Below are 15,419 nucleotides of genomic sequence, written 5' to 3'. Positions count from 1 at the left end.
TAGGGGATTTTAATCCTCCGACGAAACGCACCGTTTATCAGTAGGTTACGCTTGCTTTTGCGGCTTCGGGTCACAACGTGGTTACGCCGTTTCGACGCTCGAAAATCGACGTCCGCGAATGCCCGTCCTTCAAAGAACTTTCACGGTTCAAATGTAACCTGTTTTGGGGAAATATGCAAGTTTAATCTTTCATCTTCAGGCTCCTTTTCCATTTATTTCCATCCCATGAACATGCGGGCGGTTTCCGCGTCGTGATGGTCGAAGAACAAACTCTTGCCGGTGTCGAGCGTGGCGATGGCGGCCATATCCTCGTCGGAGAGCGAGAAGTCGAATATGTCGATATTCTGCTGCATCCGTTCTATGTGGGTGGATTTGGGGATGATGATGACGCCGCGCTGGATGAGCCAACGCAGGGCGACCTGTGCCACCGATTTGCCGTATTTACTGCCGATTTCGGCCAGCATCTGATTCGTGAAGAAGCCGTTGCGCCCCTCGGCAAGCGGTCCCCACGACATGATGCGCGTGCCGAACTCCTCCATGATTTGCTGCGGTTCTACCTGCTGATCGAAGACGTGCGTTTCGACCTGATTGACCGCCGGAACAATTTCCATGTTGCTGGCGATGTCGATGAAATGGTCGGGATAGAAATTCGAGACGCCGATAGCGCGGAGTTTTCCTTCTTTATACGCCTCTTCCAATGCGCGGTATGCGCCATAGCGGTCACAGAAAGGCTGGTGCAGGAGCATCAGGTCGATGTAGTCGGTCTGCAACTTACGCAAACTCTCGTCGATGGAGGCTTTGGTCTTTTCATAACCGTAGTTGGAAATCCATACTTTCGATACAAGGAAAATTTCCTTGCGGTCGATGCCGCTGCGGCGCACGGCATTGCCCACACCCTCTTCGTTGTGGTAGGCCTGCGCCGTGTCGATCATGCGGTAGCCGACGCTCAGGGCGTCTGCAACGCAACGTTCGCACTCGGCGGGTGAAACCTGATAGACGCCGTAACCCATCTGGGGCATTTCGACGCCGTTGTTCAATGTTACTTTATTCATTGTTCTATCCATTTTTTGATTTCTTCCGATTTAGCAGGCAAACGAAGCCCTTTTCTGATTTTCAAATCAGGATAGCCTTTCTTCAATGTGGCGTCGGCTTCCGACATCGGGCTTTCGTAGGAGGTGCAGAAAGGGAATATCACCTTGCCTTTCAGTTGTTCGCCGTAATTGTCGAGAAAGGTACGGATTACTGCCGGTTCTTCGTGCCACCAGATAGGAAAACCGATGAACACGGTATCCACTTTTGCAAAGTCGATATCGACCGATTTGATAGCCGGCCGAAGCGATTGATTGAGGTGCTCCTGCGTGCAGCGGGACTGTTCGTTTACCCAATCGACATCTTCCGATGAATAGGGTTGTTCAGGCAAAAGCCGGATCATTTCGGCTCCTGTCACTTCCGCGACCTGCTTGGCTGCAAGTTCGGTATTGCCGGAGTGTGTGAAATATACGATTACCGATTTCATGTTACTATCAATTTTTGGCTGAGCCTGTGCCGTACTGCCTGATATGGCTAATGCCACGGTCATAGTAAAGATGTATTTGAATATATTCATAAGTATCAGGGTTATATATTATTCGATTACTCCAATCTCTTTGAGCCATGATGAAATGTTCTGTTCGTTGATTCGTCCGCTCGTCAGTCCTTCGCCGGTCAGATGAGCGGCATCGGGCGTAAGCTCCACGATGCGCGCCAGCGTTTCGTCCCGGTAGGTAGAAGCATAGGTGCAGAACGGAACGACGGTTTTGCCCTTAAAGCCGTAGCTTTCGGCAAAGGTACAAATAATCATCGGAGTCGTCCACCACCAGACGGGGCAGCCGATGAATACCGTATCGTAGTCCGCCCAGTTTTCCACCGTTGCGGCAATCGCCGGACGGGCATCGTTGTTTTTCTCTTCGAGTGCTACCTCGGTGCAGGGAGTATATTCGGTCGGATAAGGCACTACCGGCTCGATGCGGAACAGGTCTGCTCCGGTCTGACGGACGATTTCCTGCGCCATGCGCTGCGTCGTGCCGCCCCAGCTGAAATAGGCGACCAGAATTTTGCTGTCTCCATTCGGCGTGTCGGGATTGTCGCCGGGTTGACTCGGGTCATCGGGATTTTCCGGATTGTTTGGGTTATCGGGTGTATCTTCTCCTCCGTCGTCCGGTTTTTCGGGATTTTCGATATCCGGTGTCTGAGGTTCATTCTCGTCTTCGGGCGAACAGGCTCCGAATGTTACGATGGCCGCAGCCATCATCAGGTAAATCAGGTACTTTTTCATATCTGCATTATTGTTTATTGATTGTTTTTGCAATTATCCGGATGCAAAGTTAGATATGTCCATTCATACCGGCTGAACAAAAAATACGGCTCGAATTACCATTTTTTCAGAAAATGACAGCGAGGCTCGACTGCTTCGGTATCAGACGGATGCAAAAACCGAAATAAGTGTAGTTTCAACCGAATTTCTTGTAAAGCCTGCCCGAAAGGTTCTCTCTACCTTTGTCCTGTCGTAACGAAGACGATATAACTAAAAACAGATAAATGGATATGAAAAAGAACATTTTAACCGGACTTGCGGTGCTCGCTTCGATGATTGGCAGTACCTCTTTCGCGCAGGATATTTATAAGACTGCCGCCGATGTACCGATGGTGCAACTCAACAATGGCATCCTGATGCCGCAGTTCGGACTTGGAACGTTCCTTCAGCCCTCGGATGCAGTGTGCGAACAGTCGTGCTTGACGGCCTTGAAGGCAGGTTACCGTCATATCGACACCGCCCATGCTTATAACGATGAAGCCGGTGTAGGCCGAGCCGTGAAAGAAAGCGGTATTCCGCGCGAGGAAATATGGATTACGTCGAAACTGTGGCCTACGGAATACGGTGAGGGTAAGACACTGAAAGCCATCGACGAGATGTTGGAGCGTATGCAACTGGAATACATAGACCTTTTGTATGTCCACCAGCCTGTGGGCGACTTCGTGGGTGCATGGAAAGATATGGAGAAAGCCGTGGCAATGGGCAAAGTGCGTGCGCTGGGCATCAGCAACTTCGATGCAAGCGACGAAGTGTTCAACAAAATTATGAACGAATCCACTGTAAAACCTGCCGTGCTTCAAATCGAATGTCATCCGTATGCACAACGGCTGGCTATGCGCGAGAAAGTAAAACCTTACGGCATCCATATCACCTGCTGGTTCCCGCTGGGTGGCGCGATGTCGAACGGCGCACTGTTCAAAGACCCCGTTATCAGGCAGATTGCCGAAGCGCACGGAAAGTCACCGGCACAGGTTATTCTCCGCTGGCACATGCAGGAAGGATTTTCTGCCATTCCCGGAGCCTCGAATCCCGATTACATCAAGGAGAATATCGAAATTTTCGACTTTGAACTGACCGATGGGGAGATGGCGCAGATGCGAGGACTGAACAAGGAGGAGCGTTTCTTCAATATGTCTTTGGAAGAAAAGGAACGCGCCTACATTGGCAAGATGCAGATTCCGACCAATAAATAAGGGAGATGAAATACAGAACATTGGGATTAAGCGGTCTGCGTGTCTCCGCCGTCGGGCTTGGCTGTATGGGCATGAGCCATGCCTATGGCGCGCCGGCCGACAAGGAAGAAATGACGGTGTTGCTGGCCGATGCCGTGGAGATGGGTTACACCTTTTTCGATACGGCCGAAATGTACGGGACTTCCGACCGGCCTCACGATAACGAGGAATTGTTGGGGAAAGCCCTGCAACGGTTCCGTGACCGTGTCGTCATCGCTACCAAATTCGGAATATCGTTCGACAGTCCCGAAGCGAGCGGCACACATGCGGTAATTCCCGATTCACGTCCGGCGACCATCCGCCGTTCGGTTGAGGAATCGCTCCGCCGTCTGCGTACTGACCGCATCGACCTCTATTACCAGCACCGTATCGACCCGAAGGTTGCGCCGGAAGAGGTGGCAAGTGTGATGGCCGACCTGATTCGTGAAGGCAAAATCCTCCACTGGGGTATTTCGGAAGCTACGGAAGAATATCTGCGCCGTGCCCACAAGGTCTGTCCCGTCACGGCCGTGCAGAACCGTTATTCGATGATGGCACGTCGGCACGAAGCGTTGTTTCCCGTGCTCGAAGAGCTGGGCGTAGGCTTCGTGGCTTTCTCGCCGCTGGCGAACGGACTGCTGACCGACTGCTATACGGCAGACACAACATTTGATCCAGCAACCGATTACCGGGCTTCGATGCCGCAGTTCCACCCGGAAAGTTTCGAGCGAAACCGTCCGCTGTTCGCTCTGGTCGGGGGACTGGCGGAAGAGCATCACGCCACTCCCTCGCAGATTGCCTTGGCGTGGATGATGAACAAAAAGCCGTGGATTGTTCCTATTCCGGGCACGCGACATCTGTGCCGGTTGAAAGAGAACATCGGGGCTGCCGATATTCATTTGACCGCAGAACAAGTGGAAGACATCGATGCGGCGCTCGGTGCGATGCGGATGAGCGAAGTGTTCGGAGGATCACCCATAAAGCAGTAAATTATGAAACCGAAAGTAATCTGCCATATCATGAGTTCCGTCGATGGGCGGTTGCTCAACGACCGATGGACGGAGCCGTTCGACGGTACGCCCGCATCGGATTTGTTTCAGGTCTATGCCGCCATCGGACGCGAGCTGTGCACGGATGCGTGGATGTTCGGAAAGAACACCCTCCGTGCCGCATTTCCGTATAAATGGGGAATCGACGGACATACTGTGGAGTCGGATTCTCCTGCCGTGTCCGTCGGTGACCGTCACTCGGAGCGGATGTTTATCGTTGCCGACCCGGAGGCCGACATTTACTTTACCTCTTCGGTTTTGAGGGGCAACAACATTCTCGTTATCGTAGGACGGAACGCAACGGAGGAGTACCTCGCCCATCTGCGGGAAAGACGGATTTCTTACGTCATCACCGATGATGCGACCGACCTTCGCCAAGGGCTCGAAGCCGTCGGCCGTGAGTTCGGCATCCGCTCCGTTTCGGTACAGGGAGGCGGCATATTGAACGGTGCGCTGCTTGCTGACGGATTGGCCGATGAACTGAGTCTGGTAATCTATCCCGGCATCGACGGACTTTCGGGCATCCCGTCCATCTTCGAGTATGTCGGCGACGCAACCGATCATCCGGCAGGAGGGCAGAGTTTGCAACTGCTCTCCGCAGAGCAGCGGGAACACGGCGTCATGTGGTTGCGGTATAAATTTCATAAGAAACTACACAAATGAAAAAGATAATGTTGCAAACCATATTGTTTTGTTGTCTGTGCATGGCTTCCTGCTCGGACAGCGAAAGAAACGAGCCGGTACTGCCACCGGATCAAGAGCAGGAAGAACCCGTCACGCCTGACCGTCCGCAGGATTATGCGGAGCTGATAAACAAGACCTATCCCGTACCGGCCTCTTACGGGCAGGAGGCGGAGCATCGGGGCGAAGTGGTGCGTATCGACTACCGGACGCGCGATTATGCCGAAGGTACGGGTGCGGCACGCACGAATACGGCATACGTCTATCTGCCTTACGGCTACGACGAGCACACCGACCGGCGCTATTATGTGCTTTACTTCGTACACGGACACTACGGTACGGCGGCAACGACATTCGAGGCGGAAAACGGTCTGTTACGCAAACTGCTCGACCACATGACCGAGAACGGGGACATGGCTCCGACCATCGTAGTGTCGCCGAGCTACAACTACGGGCAGCCGACCGCTAATTATGCCGATGCCGACCCGTATTGCGAAGCCCTGCCACAGGAGCTTGTAAACGACTTGATTCCCATTGTGGAGAGCCGCTACCGTACCTACGCTGAAAGTACGAATGCAGCAGGCTTGGAGGCTTCGCGCGGGCATCGTGCCATCGGCGGTTTTTCGATGGGAGCCGTTACGACCTGGTATGCGCTGGAACATACGCTCTCCTGTTTCAAATACTTCATGCCGGTCAGTGCCGATTGCTGGTCGCTGGGACGATTCGCCGGCATGAACCGCCCCGACGAAACGGCACGGTATCTGGCGGATATCGTCCAACGGTCGCCTTACGCCGGCGATGGGTTTTATATTTGGGCGGCGAGCGGAACGGACGATTCGGCCTATCGGGAGACACTGGTTCAGGTCGAAGCGATGGCAAGGCTTACGGATGTGTTTCCGCTCTCCAATCTCACTTTCCACGAGAAAGAAGGCGCACGGCATGAATACAGACCGATGGCGGAATACCTTTACAATGCGCTGCCGTTCTTCTTCCCGAACGGACAAGACGGAAATATGAATACTTACGGACATCTGACAACTGCCAATACAGTCAAAGATGTTGTGGAACATGAGGCGTTCGCCGGCTTCGGGCAGTTTATCCTGCCTGCCGAACGGAGGTATGATGACAATTTACCGCTTCGAAACGTGGCGAGTATGTTGCCCTATCACAACTATGTGACGGGAGAGCGGGCCGTGGAGACCATCAATACGATGATAGACTATGTACACGATGGTAACCGATTGTTCTACGACATCTATTCCGATGCGGAGAAGCGGGCGGATTCACGAAAGAACGATACAGGACTGTTCTTCTTCCGTGGAGAACCGGGGCGGCCGTTCGCCATTGTCTGTCCGGGCGGCGGTTGGTCGTATGTCGGAGCGATTCACGAAGGATTTCCGTTGGCCATCGCATTGAGCAGGATGGGTTACAACGCCTTTTCCATCCAGTATCGGACGGGCGGTGCGCAGGTGGCGTGCGAAGACCTCGCAGCGGCCATCGACTTCATTATGCGACATGCCGGTGAATTGCAGGTCTCGACCGAAGACTACTCGCTGTGGGGAGGCTCGGCGGGCGCACGCATGGCGGCCTATCTCGGCTCTTATTTAACGCAGGGATTCATCGATGCCGACAACCCGCGTCCGGCGGCAGTCATCATGGGCTATACCAGCCATACCGATTATACGCGCAACGATCCGCCCACCTACGTGGTCATCGGCGATAACGACGGCATTGCCAGTGCATCGGTCATGCGGCAGCGGGTGGAGAATCTTCGGGCGGCGGGCATCGATGCCGAATTCCATTTGTTCCCGAATTTGCGCCACGGTTTCGGATTGGGTATCGGAACGAGTGCGGAAGGTTGGGAGAAAGATGCCGTGAAGTTTTGGGAGAAATACATTTTCCGTAAAAATGGTATTTCTTACGGAAAATAATGTAAAGGGAGTTTCATGCTCCCTTTTTACATTTGCATATTCGTAGAATGTATATAAATAATTAGCAATGAAAAAGATACTTACAGTCGTATTGTGCGCGGCACTGGCCGTCTGCAATACATTAAACGCACAGGAGACAATGAAAGAGAACAAAGCATTCGCCGTGGCGGATATGTCGAGTTTCAAGAGCCACAACAACAATCCGTGGGGATTGGTTTATGCCGATGCCATTACCGAAATTGTTCAGGGCAAGGTAAATATTCACCCCATTACCTATGACCTCGGCGGGCTGAAAATCGCCGCCAACGTCTATACTCCTGCGGGCTACGACCCTGCGAAAAGTTATTCGGCTCTTGTTGTCGCCCACCCGAACGGAGGGGTGAAGGAACAGGTGGCGGGACTTTACAGTCAGCGCATGGCGGAAAAAGGTTATATCTGCCTGGCGTTCGATGCCGCTTATCAGGGTGCCAGCGAGGGCGAGCCGCGCAATACGGACAAGCCTGCCAACCGCATCGAGGATATTCACCGGGCTGCCGACATCCTGCTGCAATATCCGGGCGTGGATGCAAATCGCATGGGTATTCTCGGCATCTGCGGAGGTGGTGGTTACACGCTGGCTGCCGCACAGACCGACAAACGGTTCAAGGCGGTTGCCACGTTGAGTATGTTCAACACGGGATTGGTGCGCCGCAACGGATTTCTCGATTCGCAGACGGGCAGTGTGCAGGAGCGTCTGGCCGATGCCTGCGCCGCCCGTCAGAAAGAGGCCGAGGGCGGCGATATCGAGTATGTCGGCGATATGAGCGGCGTGACTCCCGAACAGGCGGCCGCACTGCCGTTCGACCTCTACCGCGACGGCTACGGCTATTACCTGCAAAGCCATGCACATCCCAACTCGACGTTCCGCTACACCAAGAGCAGCCTCGTTGACTTAATGGCATTCGATGCCAGCGAAGGAATGTATCTTATTAACCAACCGCTTCTGATGATAGCCGGAAGCATCGCCGACACGTTCTATATGACGGAACTGTGTTACAGCCGTGCCACGGGCACGCAGGACAAGGAGCTGTTCCTGATTCCCGGTGCGACGCATATCAAGACCTATTATGTGCCGGAGTATGTGGATATGGCAGTTAAGAAACTGACGGAATTTTTCGGGAATAACTTATAAAATCGATTGAATATGAGACATGGAATTATTAAGAGTCTGGCGATTGCACTGTTCGCCGGCTTTGCTTTCTCCTGTTCGGACAGTGGCGGAAATGCCCCCGACCCGCAGCCGACCTATACGGTAACGGTATCGGCCACCGAAGGCGGAACTGCCGCAGCGAACAAGAACACCTGCCCGGAGGGCGAGGAAGTGACCGTAACAGCTACGGCGGCCGAAGGGTATCTTTTTGCCGGCTGGTACGAAAACGAGGAGGCTGTTGCAACGGAACCCGTTTACTCATTCGTCATGCCGGCGAGAAACGTCGTGTTACAGGCACGTTTCGAGCAAGAAGCGGTAGCACCTGCCGCAGCGGAACCCGTCGATTTGGGGCTGAGCGTGAAATGGGCTTCTTGGAATGTCGGGGCATCAGCGCCCGAAGAGTTCGGCGGCCGCTACGGTTGGGCTGACCCGACCGGAGAGAAGCAGACGACCGAACTCGATGACTATCCGAGCGCGACGCCGCCCGCGGATATCTGCGGTACGGAGTACGACATCGCCCGTGCACAATGGGGCGACGGATGGCGGCTGCCCTCGCAGGCCGAATTTCAGGAACTGGTCGATAACTGCACGTGGGAATGGACCGAAGTGAACGGCGTGCAACCGCTACCAACGGCAATTCGATATTCTTCCCGGCTGCTGCATCGCGCGACGGCGAAACCGTCTCGAATCAGGTCGGACAGCGCGGGTGCTACTGGAGCGGTACACTCTATCCCGGCAACGATGCCCGCTACGCCTATTATTTCTACTTCTACGAGGGCAACCAACAGCCCACCCGCAACAGCCGCCGTTATATGGGCTATTCGGTGCGTCCGGTAAAAGAATAGGATATGAGACAGATGATTATATCGCTTACTTTATCGCTCTTCATCGGTGCGTCTGCCACAGGCTGCACCGATAGCGACGGTGCGGAACCGAATAGCGGTATCCGCGTCGAAACAGCAGAAGTAACGGCCATTACTTCCGATAATGCCCTTTCGGGCGGTCGTGTAATCGGCGAAACGGAAACAGTCACGGAGTTCGGTATCTGCTGGGCAACGACCGACAATCCTACTATGTCCGATAGTCATAATACCGGAGCCGGCGATGCAAACTCGTTCGCTTGTTACGTCACGGGACTTTCGGCGAGTACGACTTATTATGTCAGGGCGTATGCCACGACTTCGGCCGGAACGGTTTACGGTCAGTCCCGCCAATTTACGACGCTTGCCGGTTCGGATGACGATACGCCTCCTGCCGATGGGGATGACGAGCAGAATCCGTTGGCTTCGACCATCTATCTGTGGCCGGAGGGCAATATGGCGAAAGTAACGAACTACACGGGCAGTCAAGGCTCTTACCAAGATCCGCCGTCGTTCCGCCCTTATATGAACTACTTTCCGGCAGCCGATGGCATGACTATAAAAGGTGCTGTTCTCGTCTGTGCCGGCGGTGCGTTTCAGTTCCGCAGCGACCGTATGGAAGGAACGCCGGTCGCACAGTGGTTCGCCCGGCACGGTTATCAGGCTTTTGTGGTGAATTACCGCGTGCAGCCCTATCGGATGGAGGAAGGAAGTCTCGATCTGGCGCGTGCCGTCCGCTTCGTCCGCCGTCACGCTGCCGACTATGGGATAAGTCCTAATGACATCGCTTCGGTGGGGTTCTCTGCCGGAGGTATTCTTTGCGGCGACGAGGCGCTCAATTTCGACGAACAGGTGAACGGTACGGTACTCGCCTCCGACTATCGTCCCGATGCGCTCGACGAGGTATCTGCCAATGTCTGTACCATCGGAATGATTTACGCTTTCTATGGACGGTTAAGTGTAGCATCTACCGATGTGGAGAAATTCCGTGCATCGAAGATTCCGCCTACATTCTTCGCCTACGGTACACGCGATCCGTTTTACCGGCAGTTCCAAGCGTGTGCCGATGCCGTGCGTGAAGCGGGTGTAGAAGTGGAAGAACACGAATACGAGGGTATGCCGCACGGTTTCGGATATACGCATGAAGCGTGGATGGTCAGTTTTGACAGTTGGATGACTGAAATAATGGCTAATAATTAACGATGAAAGATATGAAAATAAGACTGATAACTTTGCTTGCCGTCTTGCTATGCTGTATGACAGCGAGCGCACAAACAGATTCCGTAAAGGAGCAATCCGGAAAGAAAATCCTTATCGCTTACTTTAGTTGGGGAGGTAACACGCAGCACGTGGCAGAACATATCGCCTCGCTGACAGGCGGCACGCTCTTCCGCATCGAACCTGAAAAACCGTACCCCACCGAGTACAAGCCCTGCACGGAAGTGGCAAAAGAGGAAAAAGAATCGGATGCCCGTCCGGCCATCAAAAACAAGATCGAAAACTGGGATGAGTACGATACTATTTTCATCGGCTGTCCCGTATGGTGGTGGACTGCCCCGATGATTATCAACACCTTTACGGAAAACTACGACTTCAAGGGGAAGACGGTCGTACCGTTCTGTACCTATGCTTCGACCTATCGGGAGGAAACACTTGCCAAAATCATAGAACTCACTCCCAATTCCCTCCATCTGCAAGGATTCGGAACAACCGGAAGAAATACAAATGGAGTGGAAAATTGGCTGAGAACGATTCAGGTTATACGATAAACAGCCAAAATATCGTTAAAAACAGTAAAACTCACAATCGCATTGACATTGATTGTGAATTTATTTGTAATTTTACAAGCGGAAATCAAGCGGTTACGGCATGGAATACCCCAAAGATATCATCGTCGCTGACAAGTTGGGCGTTGTGAGAACGGATTCCGAGAAGGAATATCTGGCTCATTTGCTCTGCTTGGGCGGAACGTGCCGTTACCGTTTTAACGAGCGGGACTTTGAGTTGCACGCCGGGGATTTGTCAATTATCCGCAAACGGAAAATGGTCGAGAAGGTCGAGCCTTCGGATGACTTCCGATGCAAGATAATTTATGCCACGCCCGGCTTTATCGAGTTGTGCACGCCGCAAAGCAATTACGGTATGAAAGGGTCGCTGGCTCTGTTCCTCAATCCCGTGATGCACCTTACGCCGGAGCAGCAAATCGTCTGCCGCCGGGATTTCGATTTGTTGGAACTGCGCATCCGGAATAAGGAACACCGTTTTTATCAGGAAACGCTCATCAACTCCATGCAGGCAGCTATCCTCGATTTCTTCGACTTTCACGCCACCCTCTACGGTCAGAGCGATATTTCGACGCAGAACGCCTCCATCATGAACCGTTTCCTGAAAATGCTAGAAGAGGGAACCTATCGTGAACACCGGGAGGTTTCCTATTACGCCGATTGTTTGTGCGTCACGTCTAAATATCTGTCGGAGGTGTCGAAAAAGGTCAGCGGATATGCCGCCAACTATTGGATTAACCGTTACACGATTCTCGATATTTCGCGGCTGTTGCGGGACAAGTCGCTGACGTTCGTCCAGATTTCCGATATGTTCGGTTTCTCGTCACCCGCCTATTTCAGCCGTTACGTGCAACAGAACCTCGGGCTTAATCCGACGGATTACCGGAAATAATCATCTATCAATTCTTGTATAATCGGTAAAAATCGCAGTTTTTACCGATTTTTTTGTATCGCCGTTTCTCTGCCGTCCCGCTACCTTTGCAAGGTAACAATTAAAAATCAGAGCGATATGAAATCATTGGTTATTACGGTATTGCTTTTTCTGACTTTATCGGTCGGAGCAAAGGCGCAGGAGAACGCAAAAACATTTACACCCGAAGAACAAGCCATCGTCGAACTGTCGAACAGCAAATGGAACTGGATGTCGGAAAAGAACGCCGACAAACTGGCAGAGCTGTTTCACGAGAGCGCACAATTCGTCCACATGGGCGGTTATTGGGGCAAGGAGCAGGAACTGAACACGATTCGTTCGGGAGCCATCTGGTACAAGAAAGCCGAGATACATGACGTACAGGTCAAGTTCGCCGCAGGTACGGCAACGGTTTACAGCCGTATTCATCTGAACTCCGAGGTCGGAGGCAATGCCGTCCGTTTCCCTTTTATCGTGACGGAAGTCTATGTCATGGAAAACGGCCGATGGCAGCTCTCCGTGCTTGCCTTTACGCGAACGTTGGGTGAATAATCAAATAAATTATATACGATGAAAATCAGGAATTTATTTTTTATGGCTATGTTATCCGTATTGTCGGTTTCCGGCATACATGCCCAGACTGCAGAAGCATTCCGCCAGCCTTATCCGCTGGGTGAGAAGATATCTCCCAATCCCAATTTTACGGGTGAAGTTTGGCTCGCACCGTTGAGCGAACATCGGGAACTGAACGTTCCGATGTTCAACGTTACGTTCGCTCCGGGTTGTCGCAACAGTTGGCATTCACACAAGGGCGGGCAGTTACTGATTGCTACCGCAGGCATAGGCTACTATCAGGAGAAAGGGCAGCCTGCCCACCGGTTGTTTCCGGGCGACATTGTGGAAATCGCTCCCGATGTGGAGCATTGGCATGGAGCAGCATCGGACAGTTGGTTTGCGCATATCGCCATTACCACCAATCCGCAGAACAATGCGGCGGTATGGCTCTCTCCGGTAAGCGATGAGCAGTACCATGAAGCCACGACCGAAGCGGAAAGCCGTTATGCCGAAGCAAACAAGGTGCTGACGGCTCGTGAACGAGCCATTGTAGCGGTGGCATCCTATACCGGCAAAGGCGATTTGGAACATTTGGAACCGGCACTCGTCGGAGCATTGGAGGCCGGGATGACCATCAACGAAATAAACGAGGTGCTGGTTCACTCCTACGCCTATTGCGGATTTCCGCGCAGCCTGCGGGCTATCCAAACCTTTATGCAGGTGGTGAATGAGCGCAAAGCGAAAGGCTTTGACGATCCAGTAGGTCGGGAAGCAACGGCTATCGATGGCAGCCGCAGCCGTTACGAACGCGGACGTGACGTTCTTGCCGAAATATCGGGCATATCGGCTGATGCCCCAAAAGCAGGATACGCCGTGTTTGCACCCACCATCGAACGTTTTTTGAAAGAACATCTTTTTGCGGATATTTTCGAGCGCGACCTACTGACCTATCGGGAGCGGGAACTTGCAACGGTATCCGTTCTTGCTGGCGTCGGTGGTGTGGAGCCGATGGCATCCGGACACATGGCAATCTGCCTGCATCTGGGCATCACTGCCGAACAGCTTTCGGCATTATTGAACATCATGGAGACAAACCTCGGTAAAACCTATTCGGATCCGTTGCGAGGAGTGTTGAATCAACTGACAGAAAAGAGATGAAGAAGATGATTATATCGGCATTGCTGCTGTCCGTTACAGTTATAGCCGGGGCGCAAAATATAACGATTGCCAAACAAGGACATTTCTCGGTGGGCGGCCGGGCCATACAGCGAGAGGGTGTGTACGACAACAGCAAATTCGTCGGTTGGGCGGAGCAGGAAGAGACCGGTCAAAGCTACCGTGCCGACCATGCCTTCGTGGATTTTCAGATACCCGCCGACACTCATCGGCTACCGCTGGTCTATGTACACGGCTACGGCGGTTCGGGCGTCTGCTGGCAGATGACACCCGACGGCCGCGACGGATTCGCCACCTTGATGCTGCGCCGCGGGTGGAGCAACTATGTCATGGATCTGCCGGGGCGAGGACGCGCAGGCAGAACATCGGCAACCGCAACGGTTAAACCCGTGGCCGACGAGATGTTCTGGTTTGATATCTGGCGTATCGGCATCTGGCCGAACTACAACCAGGGTGTGCAGTTCCCGAAAGATTCTGTATCGCTTTCGCAGTTTTTCCGTGAAATGACACCCGATCTGAGCGACCATAGACAAGATGTTTCCGCTCTCGGCGCATTAGCCGACCGTATCGGCGACCATATCCTCGTTACCCATTCGGCCGGCGGATTTCCGGGTTGGATAGCTGCCATGCAGAACCCTGAGGTCAAGGCTGTCGTTGCGTATGAACCGGGCGGTTTCGTGTTTCCCGAGGGCAAAGTGCCGGAACGTATCGACGGACTGACGGGAGGCGCAGCCGGAACGCCCGTTCCGATGGAGCAGTTCGAGCGGCTCACGCAGATTCCTGTCATTCTGTATTTCGGCGACTATATTCCCGAAACACCATCCGAGAACCTCGGCGACGAAAATTGGCGCGTACGCCTGCAAATGGCTCGCAAGTTCGTGGAGACCGTGAATCGCCACGGAGGTAATGCAACGTTGGTCGAACTGCCCAAAATCGGCATTTACGGCAATACCCACTTTCTGATGCAGGATCTCAACAACGAACAGCTGGCCGATCTGCTTGACCTGTGGCTGAAGAGCAATAATCTGACAGAGGATCGTATTTAAATTCCGAATAGGATAATTGTCTTTCATGAATCCGCTGAACGACACATCGTTCATGAACCTGTTATCCGCATCTTGTCCTTGTCGTCGAGAAGAATTGGAATTGGCCTACGACGATTTTCTCCGCACGGTCATCGAAGTTTGCGACAATACGACCGATTATAAACTGCTTTTTCGGATTTTGACACATACGCAAGTACGACTGGAAATGTTGTATCCTTCGTGGACACGGGTTAAATCGAATGTTGGCGAGGTATCTGCCTCCCGTTATATCGTAGCAGCCAAACGAATCGTCGAATCGGAGTTGAGTCTTTTGAATGAACGGGTCGTGCATCCGTCGTTGTTCCAGCCGCCCCGTAAAAACGATATTCCGGATTTGTTTTGGAGTTCGGAGTTCACGAAGCGGGATTTGGTAGAGCTGCTCTCCGCTTTGGAGTATCTCGGTCCGATTTTGAATGCCGTGGGTAAATACGCTCCGTTTTCGGTGTTGGTGGCATTCGCCGAAAAGACGCTCAATGTTTCCTTGCCGAATGCCTATAAAATCCGCGAGGAGGTGTTGAACCGCAAGACGAAGAGTACGGATTTTTTGGAACGGCTGATCGATGCTCTGATCGAAAAGAGCGCAAAATAGACATGCTGAATAGCAGACGAATAGAAATATTCTTGCGGGTAGTAAT

16 protein-coding genes are annotated in these 15,419 nt (G+C 52.9%); 13 read left to right on the top strand and 3 right to left on the bottom strand.

Annotated elements, in window-relative coordinates:
• Positions 1-212 precede the first annotated feature (212 nt).
• From KB554_RS01040 to KB554_RS01030, 3 genes are read right to left on the bottom strand one after another with little or no spacing between them, the layout of a single operon-like run.
• A complete protein-coding gene (locus KB554_RS01040) occupies positions 213-1,052 on the bottom strand; it encodes an aldo/keto reductase (protein ID WP_211034688.1) in 840 nt (279 codons plus the stop codon).
• A complete protein-coding gene (locus tag KB554_RS01035; protein WP_242116209.1) occupies positions 1,049-1,579 on the bottom strand; it encodes a flavodoxin in 531 nt (176 codons plus the stop codon). The genes KB554_RS01040 and KB554_RS01035 overlap by 4 nt, the downstream gene beginning before the upstream one ends.
• A 45-nt stretch (positions 1,580-1,624) precedes the next feature.
• Positions 1,625-2,314, bottom strand: coding sequence for a flavodoxin (locus tag KB554_RS01030; RefSeq protein ID WP_211034686.1), 690 nt, complete (start codon positions 2,312-2,314; stop codon positions 1,625-1,627).
• Between the two features lie 269 nt (positions 2,315-2,583).
• Between KB554_RS01030 and KB554_RS01025 the strand changes: the two genes are divergently transcribed.
• The 13 genes from KB554_RS01025 to KB554_RS00965 all read left to right on the top strand — a co-directional run bounded on the left by KB554_RS01025 (position 2,584) and on the right by KB554_RS00965 (position 15,373).
• A complete protein-coding gene (locus tag KB554_RS01025; RefSeq protein WP_211034685.1) occupies positions 2,584-3,546 on the top strand; it encodes an aldo/keto reductase in 963 nt (320 codons plus the stop codon).
• A 5-nt stretch (positions 3,547-3,551) separates the two neighbouring features.
• Entirely contained in the window at positions 3,552-4,553 is a 1,002-nt protein-coding gene (locus tag KB554_RS01020) for an aldo/keto reductase (RefSeq protein WP_211034684.1), read from the top strand.
• Between the two features lie 3 nt (positions 4,554-4,556).
• Positions 4,557-5,276 (top strand): dihydrofolate reductase family protein, encoded by a 720-nt coding sequence (locus KB554_RS01015; protein WP_211034683.1) that lies wholly within the window; start codon positions 4,557-4,559, stop codon positions 5,274-5,276.
• The gene (locus KB554_RS01010; protein WP_211034682.1) at positions 5,273-7,225 is read left to right on the top strand and encodes an alpha/beta hydrolase-fold protein; all 1,953 of its coding nucleotides are present in this window, start codon (positions 5,273-5,275) and stop codon (positions 7,223-7,225) included. Before KB554_RS01015 ends, KB554_RS01010 begins: the two co-directional genes overlap by 4 nt.
• Before the next feature lie 139 nt (positions 7,226-7,364).
• Positions 7,365-8,396, top strand: a complete 1,032-nt coding sequence (locus tag KB554_RS01005) for an alpha/beta hydrolase (RefSeq protein ID WP_242116208.1) — start codon at positions 7,365-7,367, stop codon at positions 8,394-8,396.
• A 12-nt stretch (positions 8,397-8,408) separates the two neighbouring features.
• Entirely contained in the window at positions 8,409-9,251 is an 843-nt protein-coding gene (locus KB554_RS01000) for an InlB B-repeat-containing protein (protein WP_211034680.1), read from the top strand.
• A gap of 11 nt (positions 9,252-9,262) precedes the next feature.
• A complete protein-coding gene (locus KB554_RS00995; protein ID WP_211034679.1) occupies positions 9,263-10,474 on the top strand; it encodes an alpha/beta hydrolase in 1,212 nt (403 codons plus the stop codon).
• Positions 10,475-10,485: 11 nt separating this feature from the next.
• The gene (locus KB554_RS00990) at positions 10,486-11,043 is read left to right on the top strand and encodes a flavodoxin (protein WP_242116206.1); all 558 of its coding nucleotides are present in this window, start codon (positions 10,486-10,488) and stop codon (positions 11,041-11,043) included.
• A gap of 100 nt (positions 11,044-11,143) precedes the next feature.
• A complete protein-coding gene (locus KB554_RS00985) occupies positions 11,144-11,950 on the top strand; it encodes a helix-turn-helix transcriptional regulator (RefSeq protein ID WP_211034677.1) in 807 nt (268 codons plus the stop codon).
• A 117-nt stretch (positions 11,951-12,067) separates the two neighbouring features.
• On the top strand, positions 12,068-12,520 hold the full coding sequence (locus KB554_RS00980; protein ID WP_211034676.1) for a nuclear transport factor 2 family protein: 453 nt from the start codon (positions 12,068-12,070) through the stop codon (positions 12,518-12,520).
• Between the two features lie 18 nt (positions 12,521-12,538).
• On the top strand, positions 12,539-13,681 hold the full coding sequence (locus KB554_RS00975) for a carboxymuconolactone decarboxylase family protein (protein WP_211034675.1): 1,143 nt from the start codon (positions 12,539-12,541) through the stop codon (positions 13,679-13,681).
• On the top strand, positions 13,678-14,745 hold the full coding sequence (locus tag KB554_RS00970; RefSeq protein WP_211034674.1) for an alpha/beta fold hydrolase: 1,068 nt from the start codon (positions 13,678-13,680) through the stop codon (positions 14,743-14,745). The genes KB554_RS00975 and KB554_RS00970 overlap by 4 nt, the downstream gene beginning before the upstream one ends.
• A 25-nt stretch (positions 14,746-14,770) precedes the next feature.
• Entirely contained in the window at positions 14,771-15,373 is a 603-nt protein-coding gene (locus KB554_RS00965) for an RteC domain-containing protein (protein WP_211034673.1), read from the top strand.
• The last annotated feature ends 46 nt before the right edge of the window (positions 15,374-15,419 follow it).

The sequence above is a fragment of the Alistipes sp. Marseille-P2263 genome (assembly GCF_018101075.1).
Taxonomy (GTDB): Bacteria; Bacteroidota; Bacteroidia; order Bacteroidales; family Rikenellaceae; genus Alistipes; species Alistipes dispar.
This window is presented reverse-complemented; position numbering and strand designations above follow the sequence as displayed.

Excerpts from the sequence above, each read along its gene's own strand:
- KB554_RS00970 (WP_211034674.1), top strand. The coding sequence starts at position 13,678 with ATGAAGAAGATGATTATATCGGCATTGCTGCTGTCCGTTACAGTTATA.
- KB554_RS01020 (WP_211034684.1), top strand. The coding sequence starts at position 3,552 with ATGAAATACAGAACATTGGGATTAAGCGGTCTGCGTGTCTCCGCCGTC.
- KB554_RS00985 (WP_211034677.1), top strand. The coding sequence starts at position 11,144 with ATGGAATACCCCAAAGATATCATCGTCGCTGACAAGTTGGGCGTTGTG.
- KB554_RS00980 (WP_211034676.1), top strand. The coding sequence starts at position 12,068 with ATGAAATCATTGGTTATTACGGTATTGCTTTTTCTGACTTTATCGGTC.
- KB554_RS01000 (WP_211034680.1), top strand. The coding sequence starts at position 8,409 with ATGAGACATGGAATTATTAAGAGTCTGGCGATTGCACTGTTCGCCGGC.
- KB554_RS01040 (WP_211034688.1), bottom strand. The coding sequence starts at position 1,052 with ATGAATAAAGTAACATTGAACAACGGCGTCGAAATGCCCCAGATGGGT.
- KB554_RS01035 (WP_242116209.1), bottom strand. The coding sequence starts at position 1,579 with ATGACCGTGGCATTAGCCATATCAGGCAGTACGGCACAGGCTCAGCCA.
- KB554_RS00975 (WP_211034675.1), top strand. The coding sequence starts at position 12,539 with ATGAAAATCAGGAATTTATTTTTTATGGCTATGTTATCCGTATTGTCG.
- KB554_RS00995 (WP_211034679.1), top strand. The coding sequence starts at position 9,263 with ATGAGACAGATGATTATATCGCTTACTTTATCGCTCTTCATCGGTGCG.
- KB554_RS01025 (WP_211034685.1), top strand. The coding sequence starts at position 2,584 with ATGAAAAAGAACATTTTAACCGGACTTGCGGTGCTCGCTTCGATGATT.
- KB554_RS01010 (WP_211034682.1), top strand. The coding sequence starts at position 5,273 with ATGAAAAAGATAATGTTGCAAACCATATTGTTTTGTTGTCTGTGCATG.
- KB554_RS00965 (WP_211034673.1), top strand. The coding sequence starts at position 14,771 with ATGAATCCGCTGAACGACACATCGTTCATGAACCTGTTATCCGCATCT.
- KB554_RS00990 (WP_242116206.1), top strand. The coding sequence starts at position 10,486 with ATGAAAATAAGACTGATAACTTTGCTTGCCGTCTTGCTATGCTGTATG.
- KB554_RS01030 (WP_211034686.1), bottom strand. The coding sequence starts at position 2,314 with ATGAAAAAGTACCTGATTTACCTGATGATGGCTGCGGCCATCGTAACA.
- KB554_RS01005 (WP_242116208.1), top strand. The coding sequence starts at position 7,365 with ATGAAAGAGAACAAAGCATTCGCCGTGGCGGATATGTCGAGTTTCAAG.
- KB554_RS01015 (WP_211034683.1), top strand. The coding sequence starts at position 4,557 with ATGAAACCGAAAGTAATCTGCCATATCATGAGTTCCGTCGATGGGCGG.